The sequence below is a fragment of the Streptomyces sp. NPDC049813 genome (assembly GCF_044465085.1).
Lineage (GTDB): Bacteria > Actinomycetota > Actinomycetes > Streptomycetales > Streptomycetaceae > Streptomyces.
In genome coordinates this window covers 581091-598637 of record NZ_JBITLI010000002.1, presented here as the reverse complement: position 1 = coordinate 598637, position 17547 = coordinate 581091, and the positions used below count along the sequence as shown (strand labels likewise).

15 protein-coding genes are annotated in these 17547 nt (G+C 74.6%); 5 read left to right on the top strand and 10 right to left on the bottom strand.

What is annotated here, in order from left to right; all coding sequences use genetic code 11:
- Positions 1–118: 118 nt before the first annotated feature.
- Both ACIBW6_RS06770 and ACIBW6_RS06765 read left to right on the top strand, forming a co-directional pair.
- Positions 119–2422, top strand: a complete 2304-nt coding sequence (locus tag ACIBW6_RS06770) for a heavy metal translocating P-type ATPase (protein WP_399057359.1) — start codon at positions 119–121, stop codon at positions 2420–2422.
- A 283-nt stretch (positions 2423–2705) separates the two neighbouring features.
- Positions 2706–3848, top strand: coding sequence for a glycosyltransferase 87 family protein (locus ACIBW6_RS06765; protein ID WP_399057721.1), 1143 nt, complete (start codon positions 2706–2708; stop codon positions 3846–3848).
- Here ACIBW6_RS06765 and ACIBW6_RS06760 read toward each other — a convergent pair.
- Positions 3800–5443 (bottom strand): DNA repair helicase XPB, encoded by a 1644-nt coding sequence (locus ACIBW6_RS06760; RefSeq protein ID WP_399057357.1) that lies wholly within the window; start codon positions 5441–5443, stop codon positions 3800–3802. The genes ACIBW6_RS06765 and ACIBW6_RS06760 overlap by 49 nt on opposite strands.
- Before the next feature lie 304 nt (positions 5444–5747).
- Entirely contained in the window at positions 5748–8192 is a 2445-nt protein-coding gene (locus ACIBW6_RS06755; RefSeq protein WP_399057355.1) for a helicase-associated domain-containing protein, read from the bottom strand.
- Between the two features lie 391 nt (positions 8193–8583).
- Between ACIBW6_RS06755 and ACIBW6_RS06750 the strand changes: the two genes are divergently transcribed.
- Positions 8584–9696 carry a hypothetical protein gene (locus tag ACIBW6_RS06750; protein ID WP_399057353.1) on the top strand — a complete coding sequence of 371 codons (1113 nt, stop codon included), beginning with the start codon at positions 8584–8586 and terminating at the stop codon, positions 9694–9696.
- A gap of 33 nt (positions 9697–9729) precedes the next feature.
- Here ACIBW6_RS06750 and ACIBW6_RS06745 read toward each other — a convergent pair whose 3' ends face one another.
- The 4 genes from ACIBW6_RS06745 to ACIBW6_RS06730 form a co-directional block, all read right to left on the bottom strand.
- A complete protein-coding gene (locus ACIBW6_RS06745) occupies positions 9730–10734 on the bottom strand; it encodes an ABC transporter substrate-binding protein (RefSeq protein ID WP_399057351.1) in 1005 nt (334 codons plus the stop codon).
- 153 nt (positions 10735–10887) lie between these two features.
- Positions 10888–11682 carry an ABC transporter ATP-binding protein gene (locus tag ACIBW6_RS06740; protein WP_399057349.1) on the bottom strand — a complete coding sequence of 265 codons (795 nt, stop codon included), beginning with the start codon at positions 11680–11682 and terminating at the stop codon, positions 10888–10890.
- A complete protein-coding gene (locus tag ACIBW6_RS06735) occupies positions 11679–12746 on the bottom strand; it encodes a FecCD family ABC transporter permease (RefSeq protein ID WP_399057347.1) in 1068 nt (355 codons plus the stop codon). Before ACIBW6_RS06735 ends, ACIBW6_RS06740 begins: the two co-directional genes overlap by 4 nt.
- Complete coding sequence (locus ACIBW6_RS06730) at positions 12743–13747, bottom strand: FecCD family ABC transporter permease (protein ID WP_399057345.1); 1005 nt, start codon at positions 13745–13747, stop codon at positions 12743–12745. Before ACIBW6_RS06730 ends, ACIBW6_RS06735 begins: the two co-directional genes overlap by 4 nt.
- An 81-nt stretch (positions 13748–13828) precedes the next feature.
- Between ACIBW6_RS06730 and ACIBW6_RS06725 the strand changes: the two genes are divergently transcribed.
- Positions 13829–14473 (top strand): HAD family hydrolase, encoded by a 645-nt coding sequence (locus ACIBW6_RS06725; protein WP_399057343.1) that lies wholly within the window; start codon positions 13829–13831, stop codon positions 14471–14473.
- Between the two features lie 19 nt (positions 14474–14492).
- Here ACIBW6_RS06725 and ACIBW6_RS06720 read toward each other — a convergent pair whose 3' ends face one another.
- Positions 14493–14750: a hypothetical protein gene (locus ACIBW6_RS06720; RefSeq protein ID WP_399057341.1), complete on the bottom strand. Its 258-nt coding sequence runs from the start codon at positions 14748–14750 to the stop codon at positions 14493–14495.
- A 164-nt stretch (positions 14751–14914) separates the two neighbouring features.
- On the opposite strand from ACIBW6_RS06720, the gene ACIBW6_RS06715 reads away from it, so the two are divergent.
- Positions 14915–15298: a cold-shock protein gene (locus tag ACIBW6_RS06715; RefSeq protein ID WP_399057339.1), complete on the top strand. Its 384-nt coding sequence runs from the start codon at positions 14915–14917 to the stop codon at positions 15296–15298.
- A 30-nt stretch (positions 15299–15328) separates the two neighbouring features.
- Here the strand turns inward: ACIBW6_RS06715 and ACIBW6_RS06710 are convergent, their stop codons facing one another.
- From ACIBW6_RS06710 to ACIBW6_RS06700, 3 genes are read right to left on the bottom strand one after another with little or no spacing between them, the layout of a single operon-like run.
- On the bottom strand, positions 15329–16210 hold the full coding sequence (locus ACIBW6_RS06710) for a 1,4-dihydroxy-6-naphthoate synthase (protein ID WP_399057337.1): 882 nt from the start codon (positions 16208–16210) through the stop codon (positions 15329–15331).
- The gene (locus ACIBW6_RS06705; RefSeq protein WP_399057336.1) at positions 16207–16902 is read right to left on the bottom strand and encodes a futalosine hydrolase; all 696 of its coding nucleotides are present in this window, start codon (positions 16900–16902) and stop codon (positions 16207–16209) included. Before ACIBW6_RS06705 ends, ACIBW6_RS06710 begins: the two co-directional genes overlap by 4 nt.
- Positions 16872–17348: a DUF2771 domain-containing protein gene (locus ACIBW6_RS06700; RefSeq protein ID WP_399057334.1), complete on the bottom strand. Its 477-nt coding sequence runs from the start codon at positions 17346–17348 to the stop codon at positions 16872–16874. Before ACIBW6_RS06700 ends, ACIBW6_RS06705 begins: the two co-directional genes overlap by 31 nt.
- Positions 17349–17547: the final 199 nt, after the last annotated feature.

The window sequence follows — 17547 nt, the reverse complement described above, 5'->3', positions numbered from 1 at the left end:
CCCCCGGGGGTATGGAGTCAAGCGGCGGAGCGGCTTGCGTTTGATACCCCCCGGGGGTACAAATGGATCTCAGTACGGGGTACCCGCCCCGGGTATCCGTCCGACCTCAGGAGGCACCATGCCGGCGCAGACCGTCGCCCCGCCCGCCCAGGTGGAGCTCGCCATCGGCGGCATGACGTGCGCGTCGTGCGCCGCCCGCATCGAGAAGAAGCTGAACCGGATGGACGGCGTCGAGGCGACCGTCAACTACGCGACCGAGAAGGCCAAGGTCGCCTACGCCGACGGGGTCGAGGTCGCGGACCTGATCGCCACGGTGGAGGCCACCGGGTACACCGCGCGCCGGCCCGCGCCCCCGGCGCCCCGGGGCCCGCGGTCCGCGGCGGGCAGCGGAGACAGCGCCGGGAGTGGTGGGAGTGGCGGTGACGGCGGCCTGGACGACGAGCTGCTGCCCCTGCGCCAGCGCCTGACCACGGCGGTCGTGCTGGCCGTCCCGGTGATCGCCATGGCGATGGTCCCGGCCCTGCAGTTCACGTACTGGCAGTGGCTCTCGCTCGCCCTGACCGCCCCCGTCGTCACCTACGCGGCCTGGCCCTTCCACAAGGCGGCCGTCACGAACGCGCGGCACGGCGCCGCGACGATGGACACGCTGATCTCGGTCGGCACCTCGGCCGCGTTCCTCTGGTCGCTGTGGGCGCTCTTCTTCGGCACGGCCGGGGAACCCGGCATGACCCACCCCTTCGAGCTGACCATCGCGCGCAGCGACAACGCCGGGAACATCTACCTGGAGGCCGCCGCCGGGGTGACCGCCTTCATCCTCGCGGGCCGCTACTTCGAGGCGCGCTCCAAGCGCAAGGCGGGCGCCGCGCTGCGGGCCCTGCTCGAACTGGGCGCCAAGGACGTCACCCTCGTCCGGCAGGACGGCCGCCAGGAGACCGTGCCGGTCGGGGAGCTGACGGTGGGCGACCGGTTCCTCGTCCGCCCCGGCGAGAAGATCGCCACCGACGGCACCGTCGTCGAGGGCTCCTCCGCCGTGGACGCCGCCCTGCTCACCGGCGAGTCCGTACCGGTCGAGGTCGAGGCCGGCGACGCGGTCACCGGGGCCACGCTGAACGTCGGCGGCCGGCTCGTCGTCGAGGCCACCCGGGTCGGCGCCGACACCCAGCTCGCCCGGATGGCCCGCCTCGTGGAGGACGCGCAGAACGGCAAGGCCGCCGCCCAGCGCCTCGCGGACCGCATCTCCGCCGTCTTCGTGCCGGTCGTCATCGCGCTCGCCGTCGCCACGCTCGGCTTCTGGCTGGGCAGCGGCGCGGGGCTCACCGCCGCGTTCACCGCCGCCGTCGCCGTCCTGATCATCGCCTGCCCGTGCGCGCTGGGCCTCGCCACCCCGACCGCGCTCATGGTCGGCACCGGGCGCGGCGCGCAGCTCGGCATCCTCATCAAGGGGCCCGAGGTACTGGAGAGCACCCGCAAGGCCGACACGATCGTCCTCGACAAGACCGGCACCGTGACGACCGGCCGGATGACGCTGCTGGCCACGCACGTCGCCGAGGGCACCTCCGAGGAGGACGTCCTGCGGCTGGCCGGCGCGGTGGAGCAGGCCTCCGAGCATCCGGTCGCGCGGGCCGTGGCCGCGGGGGCGGCGGCGCGGGTGGGCGAGCTGCCCGGCGTCGAGGAGTTCGCGAACAGCGCGGGGCTCGGCGTGCAGGGCGTCGTCGACGGGCACGCCGTCCTCGTCGGGCGGGAGCGGCTGCTCGCGGAGTGGGAGATCCCGCTGCCCGACGCGCTGGCCCGCGCCAGGGCCGAGGCCGAGGCGGGCGGGCGTACGGCCGTCGCCGTGGCCTGGGACGGGCAGGCCCGGGCCGTCCTGGAGGTCGCCGACGCGGTCAAGGAGACCAGTGCGGAGGCCGTCCGGCGGTTGCGGGGGCTCGGGCTGCGGCCGGTGCTGCTGACCGGGGACCACGAGGTGGTGGCGCTCGCGGTGGCCGCGCAGGTCGGGATCGCGCCGCAGGACGTCATCGCCGGGGTGCTCCCCGAGGAGAAGGTCCGGGTCGTCGAGCGGCTCCAGGCGGAGGGGCGGTCGGTGGCGATGGTCGGGGACGGTGTCAACGACGCGGCGGCGCTGGCGCGGGCCGATCTGGGGCTTGCGATGGGGACGGGGGCGGATGTGGCCATCGAGGCGGGGGACTTGACGCTGGTGCGGGGGGATCTGCGGGTCGCCGCGGATGCGGTGCGGTTGGCGCGGCGGACCCTGGGGACGATCCGGGGGAATCTGTTCTGGGCGTTCGGGTACAACGTGGCGGCGGTTCCGCTGGCCGCGGCGGGGTTGTTGAATCCCATGATCGCCGGGGCGGCCATGGCGTTCTCCTCGGTCTTCGTCGTGACCAACAGCCTCCGCCTCCGCGCCTTCCGCCCCACGCCCTGAGCCCCCGTATGCGCAGTTCCCCGCGCCCCCCTGTTTTGTCTGCACGCCCGGTGGGGGCTGGTCGCGCAGTTCCCCGCGCCCCTGAGATGCGCACTGCGTGCGCCATCTCATCGGCCGCCCGCGCCCCTGGAGGCAGCGGCGAAGCCGCATGCCTCCAGGGGCGCGGGGAACTGCGCGACCAGCCCCCACCGGGCCGGCAGGCGAAGTCTTTTAGGGGCGCGGGGAACTGCGCGAGAAGCGCCACCGGAGCCGCGGACGGAGTCTTATAGGGTCGCTCAGCGTGATGACCCATCTCCGCACAGTGACCCCGTACTTCACCCTGGCCGCCTCCCTCACCACCCTCCTCACCCTGTGCACCACCCACCCCACCCCCATGGCCGACACCCTCGTCTACCGCGCGGAGGGCGCATCCGCGGCGAACGGCGGCGCCGACCTGTACGGGTTCACGGTCACCGCATGGCACCTCCCCGCCACCTACCCCCCGTTCGCCGCCCTCCTCTTCATCCCCACCGCCTGGCCCCCGCTCCCCGTGCTCAAGGCCGCCGTCCTCCTCGGCAACATCGCCCTGACCGGAGCCCTGGTCCACCACGCGTGCCGCCTCGCGGGGCTGCGGCCGACCCGGGCCACGGTCTGCCTGCTCACCAGCGGAGCGCTCTGGCTCGAACCCGTCTTCCAGACCGTCCTGTTCGGCCAGATCAACCTCGCCCTGGCCGTCCTGGTCCTCTGGGACCTGAACCGCCCGCCCGGCGCCCGCGGCAAGGGCCTCGCGCTCGGCATCGCCGCGGGGATCAAACTGACCCCGGCCGTCTTCATCGGCTACCTGTTCCTGACCGGCCGCCGCAAGGAGGCGGCCCGCGCGACCGCCGCAGCAGCCGGCACCGTACTGCTCGGGGCGGCCGTACTCCCGTACGCCAGCGTGGAGTTCTGGACGCGGCGGATCTTCGAGACCGGGCGGGTCGGCAAGGCCTGGATCGTCGACAACCAGTCGTTGCAGGGGCTCGTCGCCCGCGCCTTGCACACGGCGGAGCCGGGCGCGCTGTGGGCCGTCCCCGCGGTCCTGGTCGCGCTGGCCGGGCTCCGCGCCGCCGGCCGCGCCCGCACCGAGGCGCGGGGCGTCACGCTCATCGCGTTCACCGCGCTGCTCGTCTCGCCCATCAGCTGGACCCACCACTGGGTGTGGTGCGTGCCGCTGCTCGCGGTCCTGTGGGCGGAGGGGCACCGCCGTACGACGGTCGCGGTGGCGGCGCTGTTCACCGCCCGCACCATGTGGCTGCTGCCCCACCAGGGCGACCTGGACCTGCACTTCGCCTGGTGGCAGCAGCTCCTGGCGAGCCCGTACCCGCTGTTCGGCCTCGGGCTCGTCCTGCTCGCGCCGCGTCAGCCCTCGGCGAGCAGCTCGTCCGCGTCGACGATCCGGTACGCGTAACCCTGCTCGGCCAGGAAGCGCTGGCGGTGCGCCGCGAAGTCCTGGTCGATGGTGTCGCGGGCGACCACCGAGTAGAACCGGGCCTCGTGCCCGTCCGCCTTCGGGCGCAGCACCCGGCCGAGCCGCTGCGCCTCCTCCTGGCGGGAGCCGAACGTGCCCGACACCTGGATGGCGACCGTCGCCTCCGGCAGGTCGATGGAGAAGTTCGCGACCTTGGAGACCACCAGGACCGAGATCTCGCCCTGGCGGAAGGACTCGAAGAGCTTCTCGCGCACCGCGTTGGTGGTCTCGCCCTTGATGACCGGGGCGTCCAGGTGCTCGCCCAGCTCGTCGAGCTGGTCGATGTACTGGCCGATGACCAGGGTCTGCTCGCCCGCGTGCTTGCGCACCAGCGCCTCGGTCACCTTCCGCTTCGTCGCCGTCGTGGCGCAGAACCGGTACTTCTCCTCGGTCTCCGCGGTGGCGTACGCGAGCCGCTCGGAGTCGGTGAGATTCACGCGGACCTCGACGCAGTCGGCGGGCGCGATGTACCCCTGCGCCTCGATCTCCTTCCACGGCGCGTCGAACCGCTTCGGGCCGATCAGCGAGAAGACGTCCGACTCGCGGCCGTCCTCCCGTACGAGAGTCGCCGTCAGGCCGAGGCGGCGGCGCGCCTGGAGGTCGGCGGTGAACTTGAAGACCGGCGCGGGCAGCAGGTGCACCTCGTCGTAGACGACCAGGCCCCAGTCGCGGGAGTCGAACAGCTCCAGGTGCGGGTAGACACCCTTCCGCCTCGTCGTCAGCACCTGGTACGTGGCGATGGTGACCGGACGGATCTCCTTGCGCGTCCCGCTGTACTCGCCGATCTCGTCCTCGGTCAGCGAGGTCCGCTTGACCAGTTCGTGCTTCCACTGGCGGGCCGAGACGGTGTTCGTGACGAGGATCAGGGTGGTCGCCTTGGCCTGCGCCATCGCCCCGGCGCCCACCAGCGTCTTGCCCGCGCCGCAGGGCAGCACGACGACCCCGGAGCCGCCGTGCCAGAAGCCCTCCACCGCCTGCTTCTGGTACGGGCGCAGCGACCAGCCGTCCTCCGCCAGCTCGATGGGGTGCGCCTCGCCGTCCACGTACCCGGCGAGGTCCTCGGCCGGCCAGCCCAGCTTCAGCAGCGTCTGCTTGATCTGGCCGCGCTCGGAGGGGTGCACGGCCACCGAGTCCGCGTCGATCCGCGCTCCGACCAGCGGCTGCACCCGCTTCGAGCGCAGGATCTCCTCCAGGACGGGCCGGTCGGTCGTGGTCAGGACCAGGCCGTGCGCCGGGTGCTTGGAGAGCGTGAGACGGCCGTAGCGGTCCATCGTCTCCGCGATGTCGACCAGCAGCGCGTGCGGCACCGGGTACCGGCTGAACTCCACGAGCGCGTCCACGACCTGCTCCGCGTCGTGCCCGGCCGCCCGCGCGTTCCACAGGCCGAGCGGCGTCAGCCGGTAGGTGTGGATGTGCTCGGGCGCCCGCTCCAGCTCGGCGAACGGGGCGATGGCCCGGCGACAGTCGTCGGCCCGCTCGTGGTCGATCTCCAGGAGCAGGGTCTTGTCCGACTGGACGATGAGTGGACCGTTCACGCGCGGCACCCTTTCTGCATGGGCCAGGCCCCCGGGCTCGGTGTGGCCAAACGTCCAGTGTGCCGCATGCCGGGGCGGGCGCGGAGTGACGCAGGTCGCCTCCGGCTCCCGCCGCGACCCCGGTCCCCTCCGGCTCTTGCCGCGACCCCGGCCCCCTCCGTCCCCGGGCCCCTCCGTCCGCGGCCCGCGCCTCGGCCGGCCCCTCCGCCTCGGGCCCGCGCCCCTCAGCTCGCGTCCGGCCCCTCCGCCTCGGGCCCGCGCCCCTCAGCTCGCGTCCGGCCCCTCCGCTTCCGGCCCGCGCCCCTCAGCTCGCGTCCGGCTCCAGCTCCGCCACGCCCGTCACCCGGTGCAGCGGATACGTGCGGACCTCGTCCGCCGTGTGGTCGTACGCCGTCACGAAGCCGCCCTCGACCCGGATCGGGGCGATGACGCGCTGGCTGGCGGCGCCCTCCGCGTTCACGTACCCGATCCACAGGCTGTCGCCGGTCAGCACCGCGGCCTGCATCGTGGCCAGCGTCTCGGCGGCCGCCGTGCGGGGCAGCTCGCCGTCGCCGGGGTGCGCGGGCGCCGTCCTGCGCGGGGTCGTCGCCGCCCGGTCGCCCGCCCTGATCGCGCGGATCGCCGCGTCCAGCAGCGTGCCGTCCGGCAGCGCGGGCCCCTCCGGAACCGGCTCGGGGGCCGCGCGCGGCGGCGTGCGGTGCGCGTGGGCGCGGGTGATCAGCACATCGCCCTCGGCGGTCTCCGCCGCGGGCGCGAACCCCATCGAGCGCAGGCCCTCCAGGAGCGTGCCCGGGTCCACCTGCGCCGCCAGGACCGTCGGGGCGAGCCGGCGCAGCCGCAGCGGCGCCGCCCGCTTGTCGGCGAGGATCTCGCTCATCACCGCGTCGTCGTCGCAGCGCACGTACGCCGAGGCCGCCCCGATCCGCAGGTGCCCGTGGCGCCGGGCCACGTCGTCGATCAGGTACGAGAGCGGCTGCGGGACCGGGGTGCGGGAGTGCCGGGCGAGGAAGGCGTGCACGTCGGACGCGGTCCGGCCGGCGTCGAGCGCGCGCCGCACCGAACCCGGCGTGAACCGGTACACCGTCGCCCCGCCCTTCGACTCCACGTCCGCCAGCACGGCCAGGGCCTCGGCGAGCGGGCGCACCAGCGGGCCCGGCGCCACCGCCGTCAGGTCCGCCTGCAACAGCACGTGGTCGAGCGGCTCGGGCAGCAGCGGGGCGATCAGCTTCTGCGCCCGCGCCGTCGCCGCCGCCCGCTGCTCCGGGTCCGGCCCGCCTCCCTCGGCGAGCAGCGCGCGGCCGTGCGCCGACAGCGCGCCACGGCCCGTCACACCGAGGAACTCGGCCTCCGACAGCGTCCACTCGGCCAGCCGCGTCCGCAGCTCCCGGGCGGCCGGGGAAGGCCGCTCCCAGGTCAGCCGGGCCACGACCGACTCCGGCTCGGGAGCCGTGCCCTCCGGGAGGTCCGCGAGGAGGGCGAGGACGCGGTGGCGCACCTCCGGCGCCGCCGAGCGGTCCAGGTGCGGGCCGAGCGCCGACAGCGTGCGGTCCTTGCCGTCCCGGCCGCCGACCAGGCCCGCCGTGCGCGTCGCCGCCAGCCAGGCCGCCGCGAGCCGCGTCCACCGCTCGGCCGGCGGCCGCTCCAGCCACGCGTCGTAGGCGGGCGTCGCCGCGTACCGCTCGTCGGCCTCGCCGTCCGCCGCCAGCAGCCCCGCCGCGTAGGCCAGTTCGACCCAGAAGGCGGCCTGCGGTTCCGTACTGTCCAGGGCCGACGCCGTCCGCTTGAGGTCCCGCACGCTCAGGCCGCCCGCGCGCAGCACCGCCGGGCCGCCCTCGTCCCAGTCCTTCAGCAGCTCCTCGACCGTGGCCAGCGCGGTGTACGCCTGCGCGGCCGCCGTCGCGTCCACCACCTGGGGGCGGTGCGCCGCCTTCGGGCGCACCTCGGGCGCCACCGGCTCCAGCTCCCGGTGGGCCCGGCCGCCGCGCAGGTGCAGCGCCGCCTCCCGGGGCAGCACGACCGTGCCCGGCGCGGTCGGCAGCAGCAGGCCCCGGTCGAGCAGCCAGCGCAGGTGCGCGGCCGGCTGCGCGGTCACCTGCCCGTAGGGCGGCCCCCACACCAGCCGGTTCAGTACGTCGATGGACTGCGGCGGCGCCTCGTCGAGCAGCGCCGACATCCGGGGGGCGTCGGTGAACAGCCCGGTCAGCGCCGCCACCGCCGACACGCCGTCGTGCGTCGACGGCAGCCCCGCCGCCGCGACGATCTCCTGGACGCGGGTCGGCGACAGGCCCGAGGTGGCCTCGGCGACGGTCGGGCCGAGCCCGGTCGGGGACGGGTGCTGCGGGGCGGGCGCGAGCAGTTCGCGGGCCGTGCGGACGAGGCGGATCTGGTCGTCCGCGCCCCAGAGCAGGGCCTGTTCGCGCAGGGTGGCCACGGCGCCGGGCAGCGCCCGTCCGGCGTCCTCGTCCGGCAGCAGCCCGAGCAGCGTCCCGTACGCGGTCGGCTCCGGGGCCACCGCGAGGGCCTGCGCCACCTGCTGCGTGAACCGGTCAAGGCGGTCCAGGGCCCGCACCACGGAGGCCCGGGTGCCCGCCCGGGTGGCCAGCTGCGTCAGGTCGTTCGGAACCGGGCCGAGCAGGTCCGGGCGGGCGCGCAGCAGGCGGGCCAGGGAGGCGTCGTCCCTGGCACGGAGGGCCTCCGCCAGGGAGCGCGGGGCCGTGGGCGCCGCCGGGTTCTGCTCGTTGAGGCTCATCTGACCCACGGTAGCGGCCCCACGCCCCCCGCCCCCGCTTCAACCACGACGCGGGCCCCACCCTTAACCGTCAGCCCAAATCCAGCCCCCTGGGGGTCCCCCCGGACGGAGTCTGGGGGAGTTTGAGGAGCGGGGTCCGGGGCGGAGCCCCGTGTCCCGAGTCCAGACCCCGGGCCGCCCGCCTCCGGCCCAGTTCCAGCCCCCCCGGCGCAAATCCAGCCCCCTGGGGGTCCCCCCGGACGGAGTCTGGGGGAGCTTGAGGAGCGGGGTTCCGGGGCAGAGCCCCGTGACCCGCACCCCGACCCGGAGGTCGCCACAGCCCCCGCCCAGGCAACCCCCCTCATCCGCGATACCGTCGACCCAACAACTGCACCACCCCGGAGGGGACTTCGTGGGGATCGAGAGTGATCAGCTCGTCTTCGACTACCTGAGCCGCGTCGGCGACCTGGCCCAACAACGCCAACTGCCGTCCGCCACCCGCATGCGCCTGGTCACAGAGCTGCGCGGCGAGATCGACCGCCACCGCGCCCAGGCCACCGTCGACAGCCCCGGCGCGGTCCGCCGCATCCTCGACCGGCTCGGCACCCCGGACCGGATAGTCAGCGAAGCCCAGGGCGGCGGCGCCACCCCCGCAGACCCGGCAGCGCCCCTGACCCGCCCGGTCCCGATACAACGCACCCCCGAACCCCCGCGCCGCGCCCGCCGCATCGTGCCCCGCCCCCGCCGCTCACCCACCTCCGAGCCCGGCCCGGAGGCCGACTCCGGCGACCGGCGCGACCGGCGAGACCGGCACGACCGGCAGGACGCCCCCTCCCCGCCGCACCTCGCCGGCACCGACGAACTCGGCACGGCCGACGGCGACACCGACTGGTGGCGGCTCGGCGCCTCGGGCGGCGGACCGCTCGCGGAGACGGACAGCGTGCCCGGCTTCACCGGCGGGGTCGAACTCCCGGAGCTTCTCAAACCGCCCCCGGGCGAGCGCAGGGGCCCGGACCTGCGCAAGCCCGTACCGCCACCCGCCGCGGCTGCCACCCCCGCCACGCCCGACGCCGACGCGGCCGGCACCGAGGCGACCCCACCACCCCGGGGCGTCCGGCGCCTGCTGCCCCGCCGCACCCCCGGCATCCCCCGAACGCCCCGCACCCCCGCCGTCGTGGTCGCAGGTGGCTGGACCAACCCCGTCCTGCTGCTCGCCGCCGCGGCCCTCGTCGCCGGCGCCGTCCTCGGCAACATCCTCGTCCTGCTCATCGGCTGGGCCGTCGTCTACCTCTCCCGGCGGCTGACCCTCAACCAGAAGAAGCTGGCCGTCTTCGGCCTGCCGGGCCTCGCCGTCCTGGGCGGCGTCGCCTGGCTCTGGGGCCGCAGCGTCGGCAAGTGGGGCGCGCCGATCCCCGACGGGCAGATGAGCGGCGCGCTCGGGGAGACCTGGCCCTGGGTCCTGCGGTGCGCAGCGGTCGCCTCGGCGCTGTACCTGGTGTGGCGGTCGCAGCGCCCCCGCGGCTGAGCGCGAACGCCCCGGGCCTGCTGACGTGCCGGCTCAGCCGGTCAGATCCGACTGGAGCTCCGAGAGGATCTGGCCGGCCGCGGTGTAGCCGATGCCCTGGATCCACAGTTCGTCGTCCACCGGGAACACCCGGTCGTCCCGGACCGCCCGGAGCCCCCGCCACAGACCGCTCGTCGTGGTCCGGGTGACCTTCGCCCGGCCCGGATTCCCGTACGTGGACGTGAAGATGACGTCCGCGTCCGCCTTGTCGATCTGCTCGGGGCTGACGTCGTACGAGAACCCGTCCGCGGCCTTGTCGGTGACCGCGGGGCGGCCGAGGCCGACGTCGGCGAGGAGCGTGCCGATGTAGTTCTGCTTGCCGTAGATGCGGATGTCGGCGCCCTCGACGAAGCGGACGACGTTGACCTCGGTCGCCGCGGCCTTCGCCCGCCCGCCGAGGGCCTTGGTGACCGCCTTGGTGCGTGCCTCGTACGCCGCGATCGCCTTGTCGGCCCGGTCGGTGCGGCCCAGCGCGGCCGCGTGCGTACGGAAGTTCTGCTTCCAGGGGTAGCCGGTCGACTCGGTGAGGACCGTGGGCGCGATGGCGCTGAGCTGCGGGTAGCGCCGGCCGTCGCGGACCTTGCTGCTCAGGATGAGGTCGGGGTGGAGGCCGGCGATCTTCTCCAGATCGGGGTTGGCGATCTCGCCGACCTCGGTGATGCCCGCGGTCAGGGACTTGGGGAGGTAGGGGAGGAAGGAGTGCGCGGCGCCGGCGCGGGTGGCGCCCACGGGCTTCACGCCGAGCGTGACGGCGGAGTCGAGTTCGGCGGTGTCCAGGACGACGACGCGCCGGGGCGCGGCCGGGACCTTCACGTCGCCCATCGCCGTCTCGACGGTGTGCGTCGCGCCCTTGCCCCCGCCGTCCGCGCCGCCCCGGCCGGCGCCGCGGTCCGCCGGGTCGGAGCCGGTGCAGGCGGTGAGGCTCGCGGCCGTGCCGAGGAGCAGGGCCAGGGCCAGGGTGGTGACGAAGGTGCCGCGGCGGGTGGGGAGGACGGGCATGGCGGGTGCCTTTCGGGTCCGGGTTCCTCGGTGCGGTGCGATACGTCTTTCTTCGGTACGTCTGTCTTCGGGTCTTTCTCCGGGACGTCTTTCTCCGGGGCGTCCTACTCCGGTACGTCCTTCTTCGAGCCCTGCGGTGATCCGGCCCCCGGATCAGACCGACGGCGACCACGGCGTGCCGGGCACCACCAGCGGCGAGCCGGTCACCGGGTCCGGGACCACGACACACGGCAGCCCGAAGACCTCCCGTACCAGCTCCGCCGTCACCACCTTCTCCGGCGCCCCCTCGGCCACGATGCGCCCCTCCTTCATGGCGACCAGATGGTCGGCGTAACGCGCCGCCTGGTTGAGATCGTGCAGGACGAGGGCGACGGTACGCCCCTTGTCATGGTTCAACTGCCGGACCAGGTCCAGGACTTCGACCTGATGGGCGATGTCCAGGAACGTGGTGGGCTCGTCGAGCAGGAGTATCTCCGTCTCCTGGGCGAGCGCCATCGCGATCCAGACACGCTGGCGCTGCCCGCCCGACAGCTCGTCGACGTCCCGCTCGGCGAGCGCCGCGACGTCCGTACGGGCCATCGCCTCGGTGACGGCCCGCTCGTCCGCGTCGGACCACTGCTGCCACCAGCTCTGGTGCGGCTGGCGCCCGCGCGCGACGAGGTCGGCGACGGTGATCGCCTCCGGCGCGGCCGGGGACTGCGGCAACAACCCGATCTGTTGGGCGATCCGCTTCGTCGGCAGCTCGGCGAGGGCCTTGCCGTCCAGGAGCACCGAGCCGCCGGCCGGCTTCAGCAGACGGCCGAGCGCGCGCAGGGTGGTGGACTTGCCGCAGGCGTTCGGGCCGACGATCACGGTGACCCGGCCGTCCGGCACCGTCAGGTCGAGGTCCCGGACGACCGTGCGGTCGTCGTAGGCGAGCGTCAGGTCGCGGGCCGTGAGCCGGCTCATGCGGTGCCTCCGGAAGTGCGGACGGAGCGGCTGCGGATGATCAGCCAGATCAGGTACGGGGCGCCGACGGCCGCCGTGAGGACGCCCACCGGCAGCTCCGTCGGCGCGAACAGGCGGCGCCCCAGCAGGTCGGCGACGACCACGATCACCGCGCCCAGCAGCGCCGAGCAGAGCAGCGGGATCTGCGCGGTGCGGGTCAGGCGGCGGGCGATCTGCGGGGCGAGCAGCGCCACGAAGTCCACCGGGCCCGCCGCCCCCGTGGCGAGCGACGCCAGGACCACGCCGAGCGCCACCAGGCCCAGCCGCACCCGGCCGAGCCGCACGCCGAGCGCCGTCGCCGTGTCGTCGTCCAGCAGGACCGTGCGCTGCGCGCGGGCCGCCCACACCACGCAGGGCGCCAGCAGGAGCAGGCTCCAGGCGAGCGGCTGCGCCTCGGGCCGGCCCCGGCCGTTGAGGGAGCCCGTCATCCAGATCTGCGCCTGCTGGGCGACGAGGTAGTCGCCCTTGGTCATGAACAGCGTGGTCACCGAGCGGAGCGCGATCGCGAAGCCGATGCCGATCAGGACGAACCGGGTGGCGTGCAGGCCGCCGCGCCACGCGAAGACGTAGACGAGGGCCGCGGCCACCACGCCGCCGGCCACGGACACGTAGGGCAGGACGGTGTACGACGTCAGGCCGAAGGTCATCGCGGCCACCGTGACCGCGCTCGCGCCCTGGCTGACGCCGATGATGTCCGGGCTGGCCAGCGGATTGCGCGCCACCGTCTGGATGAGCGCGCCCGCCACCCCGAACGCCGCGCCCACCAGCAGCCCCACGGCCATGCGCGGCTCGCGCAGCGTGCCGACCACGAGGGTGTCCGGGGACGGTTGCCCCGTGACCACCTTGAAGACCTCCACCGGGCTGGTGAACGTCTCGCCGACACACAGGTACGCCACACAGCCCGCGACCAGCGCCAGCGCGAGGACCACCGCCACCACGGCCGCCCTGCGGTGCAGCAGGAAACGGGCGCGGCCCGCGCGCACCAGCGTGTACCCGGCCGGGCGGACCCCGGTGAGCGCGCTCACGCGGGCACCGCCTTCCTGCGGACCAGGGTCACCAGGAACGGCACCCCGATCAACGCCGTCATCACGCCCGCCGGCACCTCGCTCGGCGGGAAGACCACCCGGCCGACCGTGTCGGAGACCAGCAGCATCACCGGCCCGGTCAGCGCCGCCATCGGCAGCAGCCAGCGGTGCTCCGGGCCGACCAGCGCCCGCGCGATGTGCGGCACCGCCAGGCCGACGAACGCGATCGGGCCGGCCGCCGCCACCCCCACACCGGTCAGCACCGTCGCGCCCAGACCGCCGACGACCCGGACCGTCGCCACCCGCCGGCCCAGGCCCCGCGCCACGTCCTCGCCCAGCGCCAGCGCGTCGAGCCCGCGCGCGACCGAGAACACCAGCACGGCGCCGGCCAGCAGGAACGGCCAGACCTGCTGGACGAGGTCGCCGTCGCGCCCGGAGAGCGACCCCACCTGCCAGAAGCGGAACTCGTCCAGCGCCGAGGCCTTCGTGGTGAGGACCGCCGTGGTGACCGAGACGAGCAGCGCGTTGATCGCCGCGCCGCCCAGTGCCAGCTTCACCGGCGTCGCGCCGCCCCGGCCGCTCGACGCGATGGCGTACACCGCCACCGAAGCGGCCCCCGCCCCGGCGAACGCCAGCCACACGTACCCGGTGAGGGTGTGGATGCCGAGGTAGGCGATGGCCAGGACCACCCCGACCGACGCGCCCTGCCCGATGCCGAGGATGCCGGGGTCCGCGATCGGGTTGCGGGTGATGCCCTGGAGCACGGTGCCGGCCAGCGCCAGCGCCGCCCCGACCATCACGCCGACGACCGTCCGCGGCAGCCGCAGGCCCCTGATCACCTCGGCGGCGTCGCTGTGCCCGCCGTGCAGCAGGGCGTCCAGGACGGCGGACGGCGCGATCGCGCGGGCCCCCACCGCGAGGCTGAACAGGACCGCCAGGACCAGCGCCGCGGCCGCCGCCACGAGCGCGAGCACTCTGGCGTCACGGCGTCTGACAGGCATGGGGCCCCCGGGGAGTGGTGACGGGTAAGGCTTGGCTTGGCTAAGTACGAGCGGTGAGGCCGTCATCGTATGCCGGGCAGAATGGGGGCCATGACAGACCGCATAGCCCCGGCCCCCCTCGGGCCCACCGTCGGATTCGACCTGGACATGACGCTGATCGACTCGCGTCCCGGAATCCGGGCGACCTGGCTGGCCCTGTCCGAGCGGACCGGCACGTACGTCGACGCCGACCTGGCCGTCTCCCGGCTCGGGCCGCCCCTCGTCGACGAACTCGCGCAGTGGTTCCCGGCAGCCGAGATCCCGGCCGTGGCCGACCTCTACCGCGAGATGTATCCCGCCTACGCCATCGAGCCGACGCTGCTGATGCCCGGCGTCCACGAGGCGATGGACGCCGTGCACGCCACGGGCGGCCGCACGATGGTCGTCACCGCCAAGTACGAGCCGAACGCCAAGCTCCACCTCGCCCACCACGGCATCGACGCGGACGTCGTCGTCGGCGGCCTGTGGGCCGAGGGCAAGGCGGAGGCGCTGCGCGCACACGGCGCGAGCGTCTACGTCGGCGACCACGTGGGCGACGTCCGCGGAGCCCGCGCCGCCGCAGCGGTCGCGGTCTCCCTCACCACGGGCCCCTGCGACGCCGCCGAACTCGAAGCGGCGGGCACCGACGTCGTCCTCCCGGACCTGACGGCGTTCCCGGCCTGGCTACGGGGGCACGTCCAGGGCTAGGACGCCTCCGGGCCGGGTCCTACGTGGAGCGGGCCGAGCGGCGCTGGGCCGAGACCGCGCGGAGGAGGCCGGCCGCGGCCAGCAAGAAGCCGGCGCCCATCAGCATGCAGACGCCGTAGGCGGCGGGCGGGAACGGGTCGGTGCCGAGGAAGAGCGGGGCCACCGTGACGAGGGTGGCGATCGCCCCCACGACGAAGACGATGCCGCCCGCCCTCACGAGGCCGTCACCGGGTCCCGCCTCGGCCGACCGGGAATTGACTTGGGTTTTGTCGCGCACCCCGCCAGGGTAGTTCCCACCCCGGAGCAACAACCCGCCGCCGTCCCGCCACCGGCCACGGGACCCCTAGTCTTGGTCGCGGCGGGTCGTCCCACGACCCGCTTCCCTGCTGTCCAGAGCCCTATCCACCGCGTTTTTTCCTAGTACGAGGACGAGGACTTCACGTGCCTACCGGCAAGGTCAAGTGGTTCAACAGCGAGAAGGGCTTCGGCTTCCTCTCCCGCGACGACGGCGGTGACGTCTTCGTGCACTCCTCCGTACTTCCCGACGGTGTCGACGCCCTCAAGCCCGGTCAGCGCGTCGAGTTCGGCGTGGTCGCCGGGCAGCGTGGTGACCAGGCGCTCTCCGTCACGATCCTCGACCCGACGCCGTCCGTCGCCGCGGCCCAGCGCCGCAAGCCGGACGAACTGGCCTCCATCGTGCAGGACTTGACGACGGTCCTGGAGAACATCACGCCGATGCTGGAGCGCGGCCGCTACCCCGACAAGGCGGCCGGGGCGAAGATCGCCGGGCTGCTGCGGGCGGTGGCGGACCAGCTCGACGTCTGAGCCGCCACCACCGGCCGCGACAGGCGCGTCCTAGGGGAACGCGAGCGCGTCCGGGGCGAGCGCCGGGACCAGGCCCTCGGCCGCGGCCCGGGTCAGCAGGCCCCGGATCGCCGCGTAGCCGTCCTCGCCGAGGTCGGCCGTGAACTCGTTGACGTACAGGCCGATGTGCTGGTCCGCGACGGCCGGGTCCATCTCCTGGGCGTGCGCCATCACGTAGGGGCGGGACGCCTCGGAGTCGTCCCAGGCCATCCGGACCGAGGTGCGGACCGCGTCCGCGTACCCGCGCAGCTTCTCGGTCCCCAGGTCGCGGCGGGCGATGATCGCGCCGAGCGGGATCGGCAGGCCGGTCGTGGCCTCCCAGTGCTCGCCCATGTCGGCGAGCTTGTGCAGGCCGTAGTTCTGGTAGGTGAAGCGGGCCTCGTGGATGACGAGCCCCGCGTCGATCTTCCCGTCGCGCACCGCGGGCATGATCTCGTGGAACGGCATGACGACGATCTCGCCGACCCCGCCGCCGGGGACGGTGTCCGCCGCCCACAGCCGGAAGAGCAGGTAGGCGGTCGAGGTCTCGCTCGGTACGGCCACGCGCTTGTCGGAGAGGTCCACGCCCGGCTCGCGGGTGAGGACCAGGGGGCCGCAGCCGCGGCCCAGGGCGCCGCCGCAGGGCAGCAGCGCGTAGTCGTCGAGGACGTACGGCAGGACGGCGTAGCTGACCTTCAGGACGTCGTAGGCGGGGTCGCGGCGCTCCGCGACGCCGTTGGTGATGTCGATGTCGGCGAACGTCACGTCGAGCGCGGGGGCGCCGGGGACGCGGCCGTGGGCCCAGGCGTCGAAGACGAAGGTGTCGTTCGGGCAGGGCGAGAAGGCGATGCGCACCGGCTCGGTGGCGCGGGCGGGGTCCGTCGTGTCCGTCATGTGTTCTTCCAACTCTCCAGTACGGGCGCCGTCTTCCCGAACGCGTCGGTGAGCGCGGCGAGCGCGTCACCGATGCGCCAGGCGGCGCGGTCGCGGGGCCCGACGGCGTTGGAGACGGCGCGTATCTCGGCCACCGGCACGTCGTGCGCGGCGGCGGCCTCGGCCACGCCGAAGCCCTCCATCGCCTCGGCGACGGCGCCGGGGTGGCGCTGGGCGAGCAGCGCGGCGCGGTCGGCGGTGCCGGTCACCGTGGAGACCGTGAGGACGGTGCCGACGCCGGCGGCGGGGACGGCCGCGGCCAGCTCCCGTACGAGGGACGCCGGCGGACGGTGGGTGACGGTGCCGAAGCCGAGGCCGGTGACCGGCACGAAACCCTCCGGGGTCTCGGCGCCGAGGTCGGCCACGGTGATCGCGTCGGCGATCAGCACCGTGCCGGGCGGGGCGGCGAACCCGCCGCCGATGCCGGCCGAGACGACCAGCGTGTACGGGCGGCCGGTCACCTCGGCGCGGGTCAGGGCGGTGGCGGTGCCCGCGGCGGCCGCGGCGGGGCCGACCCCGACGGCGCTCACGTCGAACGCCGGGTGGTCGTGGAGCGCACGCGCCACCGCGTCCCGTTCGGCCGGGACGGCGGTGGCGACCAGTACGCGGGCTCCGGTGTCCGTCAGGAGTCCTTCTTCAGCTTGAACGACCACAGGCCGTACGCCTTGGAGTCGCCGCCCTCCAGGATCGTCACGGTCGTGGAGCCGCCGGTGGCGCCGTACTGCTGGTTGAAGAAGACGCTGCCGGGGACCGTGCGGTACGTCTTCTTGCTGGAGTCGGTGAGGGGCTGACCGTTCATCAGGATGGTCCAGCCCTTGTCGGCGATCTCCGGGTCGACGCCGAAGCGGACCGTCTCGTCCGGGTCCACCTTGATGGTCTTGGCCTTCTTGTCCTTCAGGCAGCCCTCCAGCGACGACGCGGCGAGTGCCTTGCCGTCGTTGTGGCAGGAGGCCTCGGAGTTCACCGTGTCCCGGCCCACCGTGACGGTGGCCAGCGGGGTCGGCTTGTCGCAGGCGGAGAGGGCGAGCAGGCCGGCGCCGAGGGCACCGACGGCGGCCACGGTGCGCCTGTGGCGCCCTACGAAACGCTGGGAGGTCATGCCCGCAGGTTATCTGGCTCCGCCGGGGGGGTGGGGGGTGGGTCGGTCGCGCCGCGCGCCGTTCGCTCCGCGTGGTGCCGGGGTGTCTGCTGGCCGGGGTGCTCGTGGGTGCGGTTGCGCCGTTCCCCGCGCCCCTTGAGCGGCAGTTCTTCGGCTGCCCGGCCGGTGGGGGCTGGTCGCGCCGTTCCCCGCGCCCCTG